We start from the raw sequence: 15,823 nt of genomic DNA, 5'->3' as shown, positions 1-15,823 counted from the left end.
GCCCCCTTTAAAGTTTGACTGGTCTGCCGGTGCGCACGCTTTCGTCTGCAGCAAGGCAGATGCGGAGCGACTGCACGGCGTCGTTCATGTGACGGTCGAGGTCGATGTTTTCGCGAATGGCCTTCAGCACATAGGCCTGTTCGCGGTCGCAGAGTTCCTGGTGGCCGGGCTCGCCGTCCATCTTCAGGTCCTCGTCGGCTTTGAGGAATCGGCCGTCGGGACCGGTTTCGGCATTGTGCAGCCGGATCACCGCGGTCTTGGTGTGCATGTCGATGTCGTCGGACTTGGCGTTCTGGTCCATGACGATCGACACCGATCCCTTCGGCGACATCACGTCCTTCACGAAGAAGGCGGTTTCCGAGATCATCGGCCCCCAGCCGGCTTCGTACCAGCCGGCCGAGCCATCCTCGAAGATCACCTGCAGGTGGCCGTAATTGTACATGTCCGGTGCGATCTCGTCGGAGAGGCGAAGCCCCATGCCGCGCACTTCCACCGGCTTGGCGTCGGTGATCTGACACATGACGTCGACATAGTGCACGCCGCAATCGACGATCGGCGACGTCGTCTTCATCAGCGACTTGTGCGTCTCCCAGGTCGGGCCGCTCGACTGCTGGTTCAGGTTCATGCGGAAGACGTAGGGGCCGCCGAGCTTGCGCGCTTCGGCGATCAGCCGGATCCACGAGGGGTGATGGCGCAGGATGTAGCCGATCACCAGCTTGCGGCCGTGCTTCTTCGCCGCCGCGACGACGCGCTCGGCGTCGGCGACGGTGGTCGCGAGCGGCTTTTCGACGAAGACGTCGGCGCCGGCCTCGAACGCCATGACCGCAAAGTCGGCATGGCTATCCGAATAGGTGCAGATCGAGCAGAGATCCGGCTTCAGTTCGGCCAGCGCCTTCTCGAAGTTCGGATGGATTTCGTAGCCGGCAAGTTCTTCCGGCAGCGGCACCTTGGAGCGGTTGACGAGGCCGACGATCTCGAAGCCGGGATTGTTGTGATAGGCGAGCGCGTGGCTGCGCCCCATGTTGCCGAGCCCCGCGACGAGGACCCGGACCGGTTTGCTGCTTGCACTCACTTGACTGCTCCTGCCGTGATGCCGCGGATCAGTTGCCGCGAGAAGATGACGTAGAGGACGAGAACCGGAAGGATGGCGAGCGACAGCGCCGCCAGAACCGCGTTCCAGTTGGTGACGAACTGGCCGATGAAGATCTGCGAGCCGAGCGTCACCGTCTTGGTCGCTTCCGCCGGCGCGAGGATCAGCGGGAACCAGAGGTCGTTCCAGATCGGGATCATGGTGAAGACCGCGACCGTTGCCATGGCCGGCCGGACGAGCGGCAGAACCAGGCGGAAGAAGATCGAATATTCCGACAGCCCGTCGATGCGTCCGGCGTTCTTCAGGTCATCGGAGACCGTGCGCATGAACTCCGAGAGAATGAAGATCGCCAGCGGCAGGCCTTGGGCGGTATAGACGAGGATCAGCGCCGTCAGCGTGTTGACGAGGTTGGCAGCGACCATGCCCTGCAGAATGGCGACGGTGCCGAGGCGGATCGGGATCATGATGCCGATCGCGAGATAAAGCCCCATCAGCGTGTTGCCGCGGAAGCGGTATTCCGACAGCGCGAAGGCGGCCATCGCCCCGAAGAGCAGCACCAGCGCGATCGAGACGATCGTGACGATGAAGCTGTTCTGGAAATAGGTGGCGAAATCGCCCTGGCCGAGGACCGTTTCATAGCCGATCAGGCTGAAGGTCTGCGGCGTCGGGATCGTCAGCGGCGCCCGGAAGATCGCGTTGCGATCCTTGAGCGAGTTGATGATCGTCAGGAACACCGGGAACAGCGAGATGAGCGTGTAGGCGATGAGCGCTGCATGCACGAAGCCGGTGCGGAGAAATGAATCGCGTGCTTTCGACATCTCCGGTCTCCTCAGAACTGGTAGCGGCGCATGCGGCGCTGAATGACGAAGAGGTAGAGCGAGACGCCGGCGAGGATGATGAGGAACATCACCGTGGCGATCGTCGCGCCCATCGAGCGGTCGCCGAGCTGCAGCTGGAAACCGAAGAAGGTGCGGTAGAGCAGCGTGCCGAGAATGTCGGTCGAGCCGTCCGGGCCGGCAAGCGCGCCCTGCACCGTGTAGACCAGGTCGAAGGCGTTGAAGTTGCCGACGAAGGTCAGGATCGAGATGATGCCGATCGCCGGCAGGATCAGCGGCAGTTTGATCTTCCAGAACTGGCTCCAGCCGGTGACACCGTCGCATTCGGCAGCCTCGATCACCTCATCCGGAATGTTGAGCAGGGCGGCATAGATCAGCATCATCGGGATGCCGACATATTGCCAGACCGAGATCAGCGACACGGTGACGAGCGCCGAACCGGGCTTGCCGAGCCAGGGGGCAAACAGCGACTTCAGGCCGACGAGATCGAGCATGCCGGGCGCAACGCCCCAGATCGGCGACAGGATCAGCTTCCAGATGAAGCCGACGATCACGAAGGAGAGCAGCGTCGGCAGGAAGATCGCCGTGCGGTAGAAGGTCACGAAGCGCAGCTTCGGGATCGACAGCATGGCGGCGAGCGCGACGCCGATCGGGTTCTGCACGCACATATGGATAATGAAGAAGATGACGTTGTTCTTCAGCGCGTTCCAGAAATCGTGCGCCCAGCGTTCGTCGCCGAACAGCGTCTGGAAATTCGCAAGGCCGACAAAGGCCGGCTGGCCGTCGACCGTGTTGAACAGCGAAAGCCTGAGCGTTTCGATCAACGGCAGGATCATCACCGCCGAATAGACCAGGAAGGCCGGCAGCAGGAAGACGAGGATGTGCCAGCGTTTCGGCCGCCTTGCGGTCGGCTGTCCGTCTTGCACTGAAAGAGCGTCACTCATGGATCCATCCGTTTCTAGAAGACCGGTCCCCAGGCAATCATGATGCGCACCGGCGCCACGCGGCCGGTCGCGCCGCATGTCGTCTGCCCCTTTATCGAGGGCTCATGACGAAGGTTAAGTCTATCGCGTTCTTTTGCAAACGACTGCGTCGGTGGCCTCCCACTGGGGGAGGCCGGTGACGCTTCGGCTGGGGGAGTGCCGTCATTCGGCATGTCGCCCCGCCCGGTCCCCACGGCATCCTTAAATCCATCCGGCTTAAGGTGCTCTATGCACGTCCAGGACGTGCGGCGCTGTAGGGCCGACCCTCCCCCGTCAAGGGGAGGGAACCTGTTGCGCTTACGTCTTACTTCGCCGGCTTGTACCAGCCGTCGAGGCCCTTCTGCAGCTTCTCGGCGGCAACCTCAGGCGTATCCGTGCCGTTGATCACGTTGGCCGATTCGACCCAGGTCTCGTTTTCCAGGTTCGGCGTGCCGCGCGACAGGATCTGGTAGGTCGAGCGGATCGTCGGCTTGCACTTTTCGCGCCAGGAAACGAATTCCTGCGCCAGCGGATCGGCCATCTTCACCGGCTGCGAGTTCAGGCTGAAGAAGCCCGGCAGCGCGTTGGCGTAGATTTCGGCGAATTCCGGCGAGGAGATCCAGGTCAGCAGCTTCTTGGCTTCTTCGGCATGCGCGCTCTTGGCGTTCAGGCCGACACCGATGTCATTGTGGTCGGAGATGTAGCAGGCGTCACCGGCGTTCTTCACCGGCGGCGGGAAGGCGCCCATCTTGAACTGGGCCTGCGTGTTGAACAGGCCGATTTCCCACGAGCCGGCCGGGTAGATGGCAGCGCGGCCGAGCGTGAAGAGGTTCTGGCTGTCCGGATAGGTCTGGGCTTCGAAGCCGTCGCCGAGATAATCCTTCCACTTGGCAAGAACGCGATAGGGCTCGACCCATGCTTCGTCGGTCAGCTTCTCTTCGCCCTTGATCAGCTTGGCGCGGCCTTCTTCACCCTTCCAGTAGGTCGGGCCGATGTTCTGGTAGCCCATGGTCGCGGCTTCCCAGAGGTCCTTGGTGCCCATCGCCATCGGGATGTAGTTGCCGTCGGCCTTGATCTTGTCGAGGGCGGCGAAGAATTCCGCTTCCGTCGTCGGGATCTGGATGCCGAGCTGGTCGAACGCGTCCTTGTTGTAGATGAAGCCGTGGATGACCGAAGCCATCGGCACGCAGAACGTGGCCTTGCCGTCGTCGGTGGTCCAGGCGGACTTGGCGACCGGCGAGAAGTTCTCCATGCCGGCCAGACCCGTCAGGTCGGCGAGGTGCTTCTTGTTGTAAAGCTCGAGCGAGGCGTCGAACGGACGGCAGGTGATGAGATCGCCTGCGGAGCCGGCGTCGAGCTTGGCGTTGAGCGCGGCGTTGTACTCGGTCGGCGCGGTCGGCGCGAACTTGACCTTGATGCCCGGGTGCTTGGCTTCGAAGGCCGGGATCAGCTTTTCCTGCCAGATCGCCAGGTCGTCGTTGCGCCAGCTTTCGATGGTCAGCGTCACGTCCTCGGCGTGCGCCAGCCCGGCCGTGCCGAGAATGCTCGAAGCGAGCAGCAGGCCTTTGATTGTCGTACGGATCATGCAGTTTCTCCCTCTTTATAAGCGCCCTCCGGCGCGGTTTGGATCCCGGAATTACTCAGGCCGAGACGATGTCGATCGCCTGGCGCAGATTCTGCCTGGTCTCTTTCAGTGCCGCCTCCGCGACCGCAACGTCCTTCGCGCCAGAGGCGAGCAGGATCGCGACCTTGACCGAGCCGGAGGCCATGTTGATCAGCCGGCCGGCCTCGGCAGCGCTGATGCCGGTAATGTCGGTAACGATGCGGATTGCGCGGCCGTGCAGCTTGATGTTGTCGGCGCGCAGGTTGACCATGTGGCCGTCGAGCACGTGGCCGAGCTGAATGCCGACAAGCGTCGAGAACATGTTGAAGGCGATCTTCTGCGCGGTGCCGGCGCCCATGCGGGTCGAGCCGGAAACCACTTCCGGCGGCGTCTGCAGAAGGATCGAAACGTCGGCGTCCTTGAACAGCGCCGCACCCGGATTGTTCGCGACCCCGATCACCTTGGCGCCGAGCTTGCGGGCCTCGTCGGCCGCAGCAAGCGCGTAAGGGGTGGAGCCGCTGGCGGAAACGGAAACGAGGCAGTCGCCAGCGCCGATGCCGGCCTTGCGCACGTCTTCACGGGCAAGGTCCATGTCGTCTTCATAGCCACCTGCAAGGTCGCTGAGGCTGGCGGTGCCGCCGGCAAGCAGAACGACGATCTGGCCCTGGGCAATGCCGTAGGTGCCGGGCAGTTCGAGCGCATCGGCCATGGCCATCAGGCCGGAACTGCCGGCGCCGGCATAGGCGAGACGCCGGCCGGATGCGAGGGATTCGGCCGCGATCGATGCGGCAGCCGAGATCGACTCGATCGCCGCGTCGACGGCCTTGGCGGCCGCCTGCTGGCCGGACGCGAGCAGCCGGAGCGCCAGCGCCGGATGCATAAGATCCAGGCCTTTGGCGTTGTCGTGGCGCTCTTCGGTCTTGGCTGACGGCATGGGTTGTGTCTCCTCTTGGTCAAATTAATGCCAAAAAAATACCAATTGTCCAGCAGAATTTAAGTTTTGGCGTCTGAAAAAACTAAACAGCTAAATTAGCCCTTAGATTTCAATGTATTGCAACGAAATCGAAACGGTGGGCGGATTCAGGCTTGGATATTGGTATTTTTTTGGTATCCTCAATGGGCGGAGGTGCTCATGACAAATTACCTGATCGGAATCGATGGCGGCGGAACGAGCTGCCGGGCTGCCGTGGCAACGGCGGACGGGCGCATTCTCGGGCGCGGCAAGTCCGGCGCCGCCAATATCCTGACGGATCCGGAAACCGCGCTTGCCAATATCGGTGAGGCCGCACGCGCCGCTTTCGTAGAGGCGGGCCTTGATCCCCAGGGTATTAGCGCCGCCAAGGCGATCGTCGGTGTCGCCGGGCACAATGTCGGTGACGCCGTGCATTATGTGAAGCGCCGCCTGCCGTTCGCCGCCGCCGACATCGAATCCGATGGCTTGATCGCCCTCCAGGGCGCGCTCGGCAATCGTGACGGCGCGGTCGCCATTCTCGGTACCGGCAGCATCTATATCCTGCGCCAGGGCGAAACCGTCAGCTATGTCGGCGGTTGGGGCTTCACAATCGGTGACCATGGCAGCGGCGCCCGCATCGGCCACGCGCTTCTGCAGGAAAGCCTGCTTGCCTTCGACAATATTCATGAAGCCTCGGCGGTGACGGAATCGGTCCTTGCCGAATTCAACAACGACGCGCGGGACGTCGTCGATTTCGCCCGCCTCGCCAAGCCCGGAGAATTCGGTCGCTATGCGCCGCGCGTGTTCGAGGGGGCCGCATCCGGTGATCCGGTTGCCGTGCGCATCCTGAAAGCCGCTGCGCTTACAGTGGACGAGGCACTTGATGTCGTCGTCGCAAGGGGCTGCGACAGATTGTGCCTTCTCGGCGGATTGGCGCCGCTCTATCGCCCCTGGCTTGCCGATCGGCATCAGGCCTTGCTTGTCGAGGCGGAGGCCGACGCACTGACCGGATCAGTCGCCGTTGCCGCCCAGCGTTTCGGCACCCAGGCGAGGGCAGGCGCATGACGCACCAGCTCGCTTCCATTCTGCCGCTCGAGGGCCTGCAGTCCGGAGGGTCGGGGCCGCTCTATCTCAAGCTCAGGCAATCGCTCGAAGACGCGATCCAGTCGGGCAAGCTCAACCACGGCGACGCTCTGCCGCCGGAACGCGACCTTGCCGACTACGCCAACATCAGCCGCGTCACCGTGCGCAAGGCCGTGGACGACCTTGTGCGCGACGGGCTGCTGGTTCGCCGCCACGGCTCCGGCACCTTCGTCGTCAAGCCGGTCTCCAAGGTACAGCAGTCGCTGTCGCGACTGACCTCTTTTACCGAGGACATGGCCCGCCGCGGCTTGAACACCCACGCGCGCTGGCTGGAGCGCGGCCTGTTTCATCCCTCGCCGGACGAAATGATGGCGCTCGGCCTGCCGGCCGACGCGCTGGTCGCGCGCCTTGGGCGCCTGCGTATCGCCGACGACATGCCGCTCGCGATCGAGCGCGCCAGCATCTCGGCGGAGTTCCTGCCGGATCCCCAAGCCGTCACCTCGTCGCTCTATACGGCCCTCGACAAGACACGCTCGCGCCCGGTCCGTGCGGTCCAGCGCATCTCCGCCTGCAACATCAAGGACCCGGATGCCTCGATGCTTGGCGTTGCCGTCGGCTCAGCCGGCCTTTCCATTGAACGCGTCTCCTATCTGGCATCGGGACGCGTCGTCGAATTCACCCGTTCGCTCTACCGGGGCGACGCCTATGACTTTGTCGCGGAACTGACGCTGTCGGAATCCTAAAGCGACGGCTCCGCCAAGAAAGGGAATTGACCATGCAGACCAATATGCGCCGAGAAATCGACGAGATCCCCGAAGCCGCCCAGCGTCTGCTGGAACGCTCCGCCGACCAGCTCAAGGCTGCCGGTGCGGCACTCCGCGCCAAGGATCCGGCCTTCCTCGTCACCATTGCCCGCGGCTCTTCCGACCATGCGGCGCTGTTCCTCAAATATGCGATCGAGCTGCAGGCCGGCGTGCCCGTCGCTTCGCTCGGCCCGTCGCTGGCCTCGATCTACGGCGCCAAGCTGAAGCTCGGCGGCGCGGCAGCGATCGCGATTTCGCAGTCGGGCAAGAGCCCGGACATCGTCGCCATGGCGAAGGCTGCAACCGATGCCGGCGCGGTCTCGATCGCGCTTACCAACACGCTGCCCTCGCCGATTTCCGAGGCTTGCACCAACCCGCTCGACATCCTGGCCGGTCCGGAAATCGCGGTTGCCGCCACCAAGTCTTACGTCAACTCGATCGTCGCCGGCCTTGCCGTGCTCGGCGAATGGACCGGCGACGCAGCCCTTCAGCGCGCGGTCGCCGACCTGCCGAACCAGTTTGCCAAGGCCGTCAAGCTCGACTGGCAGGCCTTTGCCGACGATCTCGGCGAAGCCGAATCGCTCTACGTGCTCGGCCGCGGCCCGGCGCTCGCCATCGCCAGCGAAGCGGCGCTGAAGTTCAAGGAAACCTCCGGCATGCATGCGGAAGCCTATTCGGCGGCCGAAGTGCTGCACGGGCCGGTGGCGCTCGTCGGCGCCAAGTTCCCGGTGCTGACACTTGCCGCCCGTGATGCGGCCGAGACGTCGGTTGCCGGCATAGCCGACGGTATGGCGGAAAAGGGCGCAGTGGTTCATGCTACCTCGAACCTCGCCGCCAAGGCCAAGCGTCTGCCCTTCGTCGAGACCGGTCACCCGATCACCGACGCGCTGACGCTGATCCTGCCGTTCTACGGGTTCGTCGAGGCCTGGTCGCGTTCGCGCGGTCTCAACCCCGATGCGCCGGCAAGCCTCAAGAAGGTAACGGAGACGAGATGAGCGAGAGGAAGGCAATCACCGGCGCCCGCCTGTTCGACGGCGTCGAATGGCACGACGGCTGCGCCCTCGTGATCGAGACCGGCAGGGTCAAGGCGATCGTGGCGTCAGCCGACGTTCCCGCCGATGCCGAGCGGATCGATGCCCACGGCATGCTTTTGGCGCCGGGGTTCATCGACCTGCAGGTCAACGGCGGCGGTGGTGCGCTTCTGAACGAAGAGCCGACGGTTGAAGGCATCCGGCAGATCTGCTCGGCCCATGCCCAGTTCGGCACGACGGCACTTCTGCCGACGCTGATCACCGATACGCGCGAAATTAGAAGCGCCACCATCAAGGCCGGCCTTGAGGCCAAAGCTGCCGGCGTGCCCGGTTTCCTCGGGCTGCATCTCGAAGGCCCGCATCTTTCGGTCGCGCGCAAGGGTGCGCACGATCCGAAACTGATCCGCCCGATGGACGACACCGATCTCGCCGAAATGCTCGATTGCGCCAGGGCGCTCGGCGTCCTGATGGTGACCGTGGCGCCGGAAAACGCCACGAAGGAACAGGTGCGGGCGCTCACCGACGCCGGCGCCGTCGTCAGCCTCGGCCATACGGATGTCGGCTATGAAATTGCGGTCGCCTATGCCAAGGCGGGCGCACGCACGGTAACCCATCTCTTCAACGCCATGAGCGGCCTCGGCCATCGTGAGCCGGGCGTGGTCGGTGCAGCGCTTGCCACCGGCACGCTGCATGCGGGCATGATCGCCGACGGCTATCACGTCGAGCCGGCGTCGATGGGCGTGGCGCTGCGCGCCAAGGTGGGGCCGGGCCAGATCTTCCTGGTCACCGACGCGATGTCGCCGATCGGCACCGACATGAAGAGCTTCCAGCTCAACGGTCGCGAAATCCTGCGCGAGGGCGGCCGCCTGACGCTTGCCGACGGCACGCTCGCCGGCGCCGACATCGACATGCTGTCCTCGGTTCGTTTCGTGCACGAAAAGCTCGGCCTGCCGGTCGAGGAAGCGCTGCGCATGGCCTCCGCCTATCCGGCCGACGCCATGGGCCTCGCCACCCACAAGGGCCGGCTGAAGCCCGGAGCGGATGCCGATTTCGTGCTGCTCACGCCGGAACTCGGCATGGGTTCCACCTGGATCGGCGGCACTCAGGTTTACGCAGCCTGATTGCGACGTCACGGACAACAAAGACCTGACAAAAAGACCCGGAATGCGTTTCGCTCTCCGGGTCTTTTTCTTTGGGGCTTCTTTGTTAGCGCGGGCTATGGGCCGCAAGCTTCGCCTTCATCGCCCGCACCGTGTCCGCATCGGTGCGACGCCGGTCGGCGGAGACGAAGCCCATCTCCACCAGTCGCGGATCCTGAGCCGGCTCACGAACGGAGCAGGAGGAGTGAACCTCGCCGACAGCAAGATTGCCGAGGAGGGCGTCGACCGTGTCCAGCGTCACGCCCGACCCGGGCATGATCGACAATCGCCCGGCTGCGCGCTCGGTGATTTCCGTCAGGCGGTCGATCGCCTGCGGCGCGCTCTTCGCGCCGCCCGAGGTCAGGATGCGTTCGAAGCCGAGTTCCACCGCTGTCTCCATCGCCTCGGCAAAATCCGGCACGAGATCGAACGCCCGGTGCAGCGTCATGCCGAGCCCGGCCGCGTGGCCGGTGAGCTTGATGAGCATCGATGCGTCGAGCCGGCCATCGGCTAGCGACGCGCCGAGCACGACACCGGCCAGACCCGCGTCTCGCGCCGCGTCGATATCGCGGCGCATCACGTCGAGGTCGGCGATCGAGAAGATGAAATCGCCCGGCCGCGGCCGGATCATCGCGTAGACGGGCACGGGCGGCGGGCCAGCCAGCGCCATCAGACCGGGATTGGGCGTGAGGCCGCCGACGGAAAGGGCGGCGCAAAGCTCGATTCGATCGGCACCGCCTTCGATGGCCGCGTAAAGTCCGTCCGCGTCGTCGACGCAGACTTCGAGTTTGATGTCGCTCATACCTTGTCTCCTGAAAGCCCGAGCAGCGCCGCGCCGATCAGGCCGGGCTCGATCCGGCATTCGCCGCGCACGACCAGCGGCCGGTCGAACTGTCTCAGAATCCGGCTACGCACTGCCCTGTCGATCTCGGCTAGCAGCTCCTCGGCATTGGAAAGGCCGCCGCCGACGGGCACGATCGTCGCGCCGGTGATGTTGATGACCAGCGCGAGCGGCGAGCTGACGAGGTCGACGAGAAGGTCGACCGTGCGCTTGGCTTCGGCGTCGCCAGTCTTCCAGGCTTCGATGATCTCGTGGCTCGAAAGCGTCTTGCCGTGGGCGGTCTGGTGCAGGCGTTCCAGCCCGCGGGCACCGCCGACGGTATCGACGCAGCGCTTCTGGCCGCAGCCGCAGGCATAGGCGGGAATGGCGATGGGCGGATCGCCGGCTTCCGACGCGATCGCCGGACCATGGCCCCATTCGCCGGCAAAGCCGCCGTCGGCATTGATCAGCCGGCCGTCGATGACCAGGCCGCCGCCGACGCCGGTGCCGAGGATGGCGCCGAAGACGATGCGGTGGCCGCGTCCGGCACCCGCGCCGGCCTCGGCCAGCGCAAAACAGTCGGCGTCATTGGCGATCTTCACCGGAAGATGCAGCGCTGCCTCCAGCTCGGCGACCAGTTCGCGACCGTCGATGCAGGGGATGTTGGCGCATTTGATGCGCTGCGTCTCGGGATCGATGACGCCCGTGATCGAGATCGCCACGCAGGCCGGATGTCCGCCCGCTTCGTCCAGGACCGATTCGAGCGCCTGCACGAACTGGCGGAAATTGGTAAGTGGCGTGGTTCGGCGCGGCAACGGAAAGATCCGGTCGCGCGAATGCACGATCGCGCCCTTGATTGCCGAGCCACCGATATCGAAACAGACGATCATGCCTCACCCCGGATGATCGCCTCGGCCGAAAGCGCCACCGAAAGCAGCCTGTCGTCCTGATGATGTGGGGCCGCAAGCTGGAAGCCGACCGGCATTTCCGCCGCTCCGAGCCCGCAGGGAATGGAGATGCCGCAGAAATCCAGGAAGTTGCCGATCGACGTGTTACGCAGCGTCTTGCCGTTGATCTTGAAGAACAATTCGTCGTCTTCGAGAAGCGGCGCGATCGGCGGGGCGACATGCGGCAGCGTTGGGTGGGCGATGAGTTCGTTCGGCCTCAGGCTTTCGACCGTCTCGTGGATCAGCTGGTCGCGCGCGTCGAGGAGAGCGATGTAGTCGGGCATGGTGATCTTCTCGCCGAGCCGGGTGCGGGCTACGACGCGCGGATCGATCGCGTTTGCTTCAGGGCCGGCGAGACGCTCGCGGTGCAGCGCATAGGCCTCGGCCGTTACCAGGGCGCCGTGGCGGGCCATCAACCCGAACACCGCCGAGAAGGACGGGAAAGCGCGGCGGCTGACGGCAACGCCCGCCTTTTCGAGCCGCTTGATCGCGTCCTCGAAGGCTTCGACGACCTCCGGTTCCGCATCGTCGAAGACCACCGTTTCCGGGATCACCAGCGCGACGCCCGTAAGATCTGCGCGGCGCACGGTCGGCGCCGTCAGCCCATGCATGGCGGCGTCCACCCAGACGGCATCCTGCACCGTGTGGCAAAGGGGCCCGAGCGAATCCAGGCTTTCCGCCAACGGAAAGATGCCCTTCATCGCATAGCGGCCGCGTGTCGCCTTGTAGCCGACGATGCCGGTGAAGGCTGCGGGAATGCGGACGGAGCCGCCGGTGTCGGTACCGATGGCCGCCGGCACCAGCCCGGCCGCAACCGCGACCGCCGAGCCCGACGACGAGCCGCCGGGAATGCGCTCGACGTCGGTGGCGGCGGGGTTGCGCGGCGTGCCGTAGTGCGGGTTGATGCCAAGGCCGGAGAAGGCGAATTCGCTGAGATTGGTGCGGCCGACACTGACCATGCCGGCGGCGGAGACGGCGGCGACCACGGGCGCGTCGCTTGTTGCCGGCGCGTTCGTGCGTAGCACCGCCGAGCCGGCGTTCGTGACGCTGCCGGCGGTGTCGAACAGATCCTTCCAGGCGACCGGCAGGCCGTCGAGCAGGCCGAGCGACCGCCCGGCCCTCAGGCGCTTGGAGGCAGCCTCCGCATCCCGTGTCGCGCGCTCCGGTGTCAGCTCGACAAAGATGGCGTAATCGCCGTGGGCGTCGATCGCCGCATAGGTTTCCTTGGCGAGTTCCACCGGATCCAGCTTGCCGCTCTGCACCAGCACCGAAAGGCTGGCGAGTGTCTTTTGTTCTGTCATGTCATCCTCCGCGGAGCGCTGCTGCCGGCATCCCATATGTCTACAATATCGCCGCTCCCGGCGTTTTCCATGCTTCCCTTAGATGAGGTGCATGAATCTTGCATAAAGACGGGTGTCTGCCGGAACGATCTTGTCGCCGGTAGCGCCTCTGCCTACATGCACCATCGAACCTTGGCCCATGCTGGAGAGCGATGATGATCCTGGACGCGGCGCGGCTGTCGCTTGCCAACCTGTTTGCACCCGAGACCCGATCGGTCTTCTGGAAGGTGCTGGGCTTGACGATCCTTGCGCTTGTCGCCCTGTGGTTTGCGGTGCGCGAAGTGTTCATCTGGCTGGCCTTGCCGTGGGTCGACACGCTGATGCCGGGCACGCCCGTCTGGGCCGGCTGGCTGACCTTCGTGCTCGGCATCTTCGCAAGCCTTGGCCTGGCCCTTGTGCTCGCCTTGCTTCTTGCCCCCGTCACCGCGCTCATCGCCGGCTTCTTCCTCGACGACGTCGCCGATGTCATCGAGAAGCGTGACTATCCGAACGAGCCCCCGGGCCGGCCGCTGCCGCTCGGCGAGGCGATTGCCGGCTCGCTCAAGTTCCTGGGCGTCGTCATCCTCGGCAACCTCCTGGCGCTCGTGCTGCTGCTCGTTCCGGGCGTCAATCTCGTCGCCTTCTTCCTGGTCAACGGCTATCTGCTCGGCCGCGAATTCTTCGAGTTTGCGGCGATGCGCTATCGCGCGCCGGCGGAGGCGCGGCTCTTCCGGGAAAAGCATCGCTCGACCGTCTTTCTCGCCGGGCTGCTGCTCGCCGGCTTCCTGGCGGTACCCTTCGTCAACCTTTTGACGCCGCTCTTTGCCGCCGGCCTGATGGTGCATCTGCACAAGCGGCTCTCGGCGAAAGATCCCGGGTTCTCGCTGCATGTCGCGGCGAAGGCGTAAGGCTCTTGCTTGACATAAGTCCGGCGGTGGCCAATCTGCCGGCAAACGGCGCCGCGCGCCCATGGAGTTTGCAGGAATGAGCAACACGGACGAACGGATCACCCGCCTCGAGGAGACCGTGGCCCACCAGGCCAAAACTATCGAGGAGCTTTCCGATCAGCTTGCCGAGCAGTGGAAGGTGGTCGAGCAGACCCGCGCCAAGCTCGACCGGCTGACCGAAAGGTTCCTAACGCTCGAAGAGCAGTCGCTCGACGCGCCGGCCATTACGAAGCCGCCGCATTACTGATCGCCACGACAGCGCCAGGACAAACAAAAAGGCCGCCGGTCCAACGAACCGGCGGCCTTTTTCATGACGCAAGCGCTGCTCTTAGTAGGGGCAGGACTCGTCGCTCATGTAGTCGTGGACCTGGACCTTGCCGGCAATGATTTCGGCCTTCACCTTTTCCACTGCGTCGAGCATCTCAGGCGTGATCAGCGCCTTGTTGTTGTCGTCGAGCGCGTAGCCGACGCCATCTTCCTTGAGGCCGAGGTTGGAAATACCGAACTCGAACTTGTCGTTCTTGGCCGCCGTGAAGGCTTCGTAGACGGCGACGTCGACGCGCTTCAGCATCGAGGTCAGGACCTTGCCCGGCTGCAGGGCGTTCTGGTTCGAATCGACGCCGATGCCGAGCTTGCCCGCGTCCGCAGCTGCCTGCAGAACGCCGACACCGGTGCCGCCTGCTGCGTGGTAGACGACATCCGAGCCCTGGTCGATCTGGGACTTGGCAATTTCGCCGCCCTTGACCGGGTCGTTCCAGGCGTCCGGCGTCGTGCCGGTGTAGGCTTCCAGAACCTTGACATCAGCGCCGGTCGACTTGGCGCCGCCAACGTAGCCACAGGCGAACTTGTGGATCAGCGGAACGTCCATGCCGCCGACGAAGCTGACGGTCTTCGACTTGGAAGCGAGACCGGCGAGAACGCCGACGAGGTAGGAGCCTTCCTGTTCCTTGAAGACGACCGACTTGACGTTCGGCTTCTCGACGACCATGTCGATGATCGCGAACTTGATGTCCGGATATTCCGGGGCGATCTTTTCGAGCGAAGCCGCCCAGTTGAAGCCGGCCATGACGATCGGGCTGTTGCCGTCGCTGGCGAAGCGGCGCAGCGCCTGTTCGCGCTGGGCGTCGTTGGCGATTTCGAACTCGCGGTATTCGACACCCGATTCTGTCTTGAACTTCTCGGCGCCGTTAAAGGCAGCCTCGTTGAAGGATTTGTCGAACTTGCCGCCGAGATCGTAGATGATCGCCGGCTTGATGTCGGCGGCCAGTGCCGTCGCGGACATCATCGAAAAGGCAAAGAGACCGAGAATTGTTTTTTTCATCGTGCAGCCCTGTTGTCGCTATTGATCTTATTGGGTCCTCCCGCCGGCTCCCCGAAGGAAGCCTGTCTGCGGAACCCACCCCCTTCTCCTTGGGGCTAGGGTGGCGCATCCTTGCACGGTCACGGCAAAAAAACACTCAAAATTTTTCAGATGGTAAAAATTGAAGCCACGGATACCGGCACCCGTAAGGCACCGGTTCTGTTGCGTTTTTGAGATCCGGGCGAGGTGTCCAGACCGGTCCGGCGCGGCCTCAGGGTTGTGGGTATCGCGACCGCACGCGGGATACCACCCGGGGGGTATGCGTCTAGTGGCCGATCGGGCAGCTGACGCCGGTGCCGCGCAGGCCGCAATAGCCGCTGGGGTTCTTGGCCAGATATTGCTGGTGGTAGTCTTCGGCGAAATAGAACGGGCCTGCCATGCCGATCTCGGTCGTCACCCTGCCGCCGTGGTTGGCGTGCTTCAGCGCGGTCTGGAATGTGGCGCGCGCGGCCTTGGCTTCGGCCAACTGCTCGTCATCATAGGCATAGATCGCCGAGCGGTAGGTGGTGCCGATGTCGTTGCCCTGGCGCATGCCTTGCGTCGGGTCGTGTTCCTCGAAGAAAGTCCTGAGCAGGCTCGCGAGCTTCACCTTTTCCGGATCATAGACGACCAGGACCACTTCGGCATGGCCGGTAAGCCCGGTTGTCGTTTCCTGGTAGGTCGGGTTCGGCGTCAGCCCGCCGGCGTAGCCGACCGCCGTCACGTGGACGCCGGGGATGTTCCACAGCAATCGTTCGGCGCCCCAGAAGCAGCCCATGCCCAGAAGGATGCGCTTGGTGCCATCGGGGTAGGGGCCTTTCAACGGCCGCCCGGAGACGAAATGCGTCTCGGCCGTCGGGATCGCGGCGTCACGGCCCGGCAGCGCCGTCTGCGCGTCCGGCATGATCGTCTTCTTGTTGAACATGTCGATCAGGAACATCAGCATACTCCT

Annotated in this window: 16 protein-coding genes; 6 read left to right on the top strand and 10 right to left on the bottom strand. The window is 64.3% G+C overall.

Features of this window, described 5'->3' with window-relative positions; genetic code table 11:
- Positions 1-7 precede the first annotated feature (7 nt).
- From OKW20_RS06945 to OKW20_RS06925, 5 genes are all read right to left on the bottom strand, one after another.
- Positions 8-1,072 carry a Gfo/Idh/MocA family protein gene (locus OKW20_RS06945; RefSeq protein ID WP_043626615.1) on the bottom strand — a complete coding sequence of 355 codons (1,065 nt, stop codon included), beginning with the start codon at positions 1,070-1,072 and terminating at the stop codon, positions 8-10.
- Entirely contained in the window at positions 1,069-1,908 is an 840-nt protein-coding gene (locus OKW20_RS06940; RefSeq protein ID WP_429171043.1) for a carbohydrate ABC transporter permease, read from the bottom strand. Before OKW20_RS06940 ends, OKW20_RS06945 begins: the two co-directional genes overlap by 4 nt.
- A gap of 11 nt (positions 1,909-1,919) precedes the next feature.
- Entirely contained in the window at positions 1,920-2,870 is a 951-nt protein-coding gene (locus OKW20_RS06935; protein ID WP_043626608.1) for a carbohydrate ABC transporter permease, read from the bottom strand.
- 343 nt (positions 2,871-3,213) lie between these two features.
- Entirely contained in the window at positions 3,214-4,473 is a 1,260-nt protein-coding gene (locus tag OKW20_RS06930) for an ABC transporter substrate-binding protein (protein WP_043626606.1), read from the bottom strand.
- 55 nt (positions 4,474-4,528) lie between these two features.
- Complete coding sequence (locus OKW20_RS06925; protein ID WP_429171041.1) at positions 4,529-5,425, bottom strand: N-acetylmuramic acid 6-phosphate etherase; 897 nt, start codon at positions 5,423-5,425, stop codon at positions 4,529-4,531.
- 198 nt (positions 5,426-5,623) lie between these two features.
- On the opposite strand from OKW20_RS06925, the gene OKW20_RS06920 reads away from it, so the two are divergent.
- From OKW20_RS06920 to nagA, 4 genes are read left to right on the top strand one after another with little or no spacing between them, the layout of a single operon-like run.
- On the top strand, positions 5,624-6,508 hold the full coding sequence (locus OKW20_RS06920; RefSeq protein WP_429171039.1) for a BadF/BadG/BcrA/BcrD ATPase family protein: 885 nt from the start codon (positions 5,624-5,626) through the stop codon (positions 6,506-6,508).
- Positions 6,505-7,269: a GntR family transcriptional regulator gene (locus OKW20_RS06915; RefSeq protein WP_034804855.1), complete on the top strand. Its 765-nt coding sequence runs from the start codon at positions 6,505-6,507 to the stop codon at positions 7,267-7,269. Before OKW20_RS06920 ends, OKW20_RS06915 begins: the two co-directional genes overlap by 4 nt.
- A 32-nt stretch (positions 7,270-7,301) precedes the next feature.
- Positions 7,302-8,324 carry an SIS domain-containing protein gene (locus OKW20_RS06910; RefSeq protein WP_043626593.1) on the top strand — a complete coding sequence of 341 codons (1,023 nt, stop codon included), beginning with the start codon at positions 7,302-7,304 and terminating at the stop codon, positions 8,322-8,324.
- Entirely contained in the window at positions 8,321-9,481 is a 1,161-nt protein-coding gene (nagA, locus tag OKW20_RS06905) for an N-acetylglucosamine-6-phosphate deacetylase (RefSeq protein WP_429171036.1), read from the top strand. The genes OKW20_RS06910 and nagA overlap by 4 nt, the downstream gene beginning before the upstream one ends.
- A gap of 85 nt (positions 9,482-9,566) precedes the next feature.
- On the opposite strand, the gene OKW20_RS06900 is transcribed toward nagA, so the two are convergent.
- The 3 genes from OKW20_RS06900 to OKW20_RS06890 are packed head-to-tail and all read right to left on the bottom strand — an operon-like array spanning position 9,567 to position 12,567.
- A complete protein-coding gene (locus OKW20_RS06900) occupies positions 9,567-10,301 on the bottom strand; it encodes a copper homeostasis protein CutC (RefSeq protein WP_429171034.1) in 735 nt (244 codons plus the stop codon).
- Positions 10,298-11,209 carry an ROK family protein gene (locus OKW20_RS06895; RefSeq protein ID WP_429171032.1) on the bottom strand — a complete coding sequence of 304 codons (912 nt, stop codon included), beginning with the start codon at positions 11,207-11,209 and terminating at the stop codon, positions 10,298-10,300. Before OKW20_RS06895 ends, OKW20_RS06900 begins: the two co-directional genes overlap by 4 nt.
- Positions 11,206-12,567 (bottom strand): amidase, encoded by a 1,362-nt coding sequence (locus OKW20_RS06890; protein WP_429171031.1) that lies wholly within the window; start codon positions 12,565-12,567, stop codon positions 11,206-11,208. The genes OKW20_RS06895 and OKW20_RS06890 overlap by 4 nt, the downstream gene beginning before the upstream one ends.
- A 194-nt stretch (positions 12,568-12,761) precedes the next feature.
- Between OKW20_RS06890 and OKW20_RS06885 the strand changes: the two genes are divergently transcribed.
- Together OKW20_RS06885 and OKW20_RS06880 are read left to right on the top strand one after the other, a co-directional pair.
- Positions 12,762-13,493, top strand: a complete 732-nt coding sequence (locus OKW20_RS06885) for a sulfate transporter family protein (protein WP_429171174.1) — start codon at positions 12,762-12,764, stop codon at positions 13,491-13,493.
- A gap of 76 nt (positions 13,494-13,569) precedes the next feature.
- Entirely contained in the window at positions 13,570-13,779 is a 210-nt protein-coding gene (locus OKW20_RS06880) for a SlyX family protein (protein ID WP_043626575.1), read from the top strand.
- An 81-nt stretch (positions 13,780-13,860) separates the two neighbouring features.
- Here OKW20_RS06880 and OKW20_RS06875 read toward each other — a convergent pair whose 3' ends face one another.
- Together OKW20_RS06875 and msrA are read right to left on the bottom strand one after the other, a co-directional pair.
- Positions 13,861-14,853 (bottom strand): BMP family lipoprotein, encoded by a 993-nt coding sequence (locus OKW20_RS06875; protein ID WP_034804831.1) that lies wholly within the window; start codon positions 14,851-14,853, stop codon positions 13,861-13,863.
- A 304-nt stretch (positions 14,854-15,157) separates the two neighbouring features.
- Complete coding sequence (gene msrA, locus OKW20_RS06870) at positions 15,158-15,811, bottom strand: peptide-methionine (S)-S-oxide reductase MsrA (RefSeq protein WP_429171029.1); 654 nt, start codon at positions 15,809-15,811, stop codon at positions 15,158-15,160.
- Between the last annotated feature and the right edge of the window lie 12 nt (positions 15,812-15,823).

This window comes from Ensifer sp. LBL, assembly GCF_050435225.1.
In the GTDB taxonomy this organism is placed as follows: domain Bacteria; phylum Pseudomonadota; class Alphaproteobacteria; order Rhizobiales; family Rhizobiaceae; genus Ensifer.
Note: the sequence above shows the minus strand (reverse complement) of the source record. Positions and strands in the feature narration are given on the sequence as shown.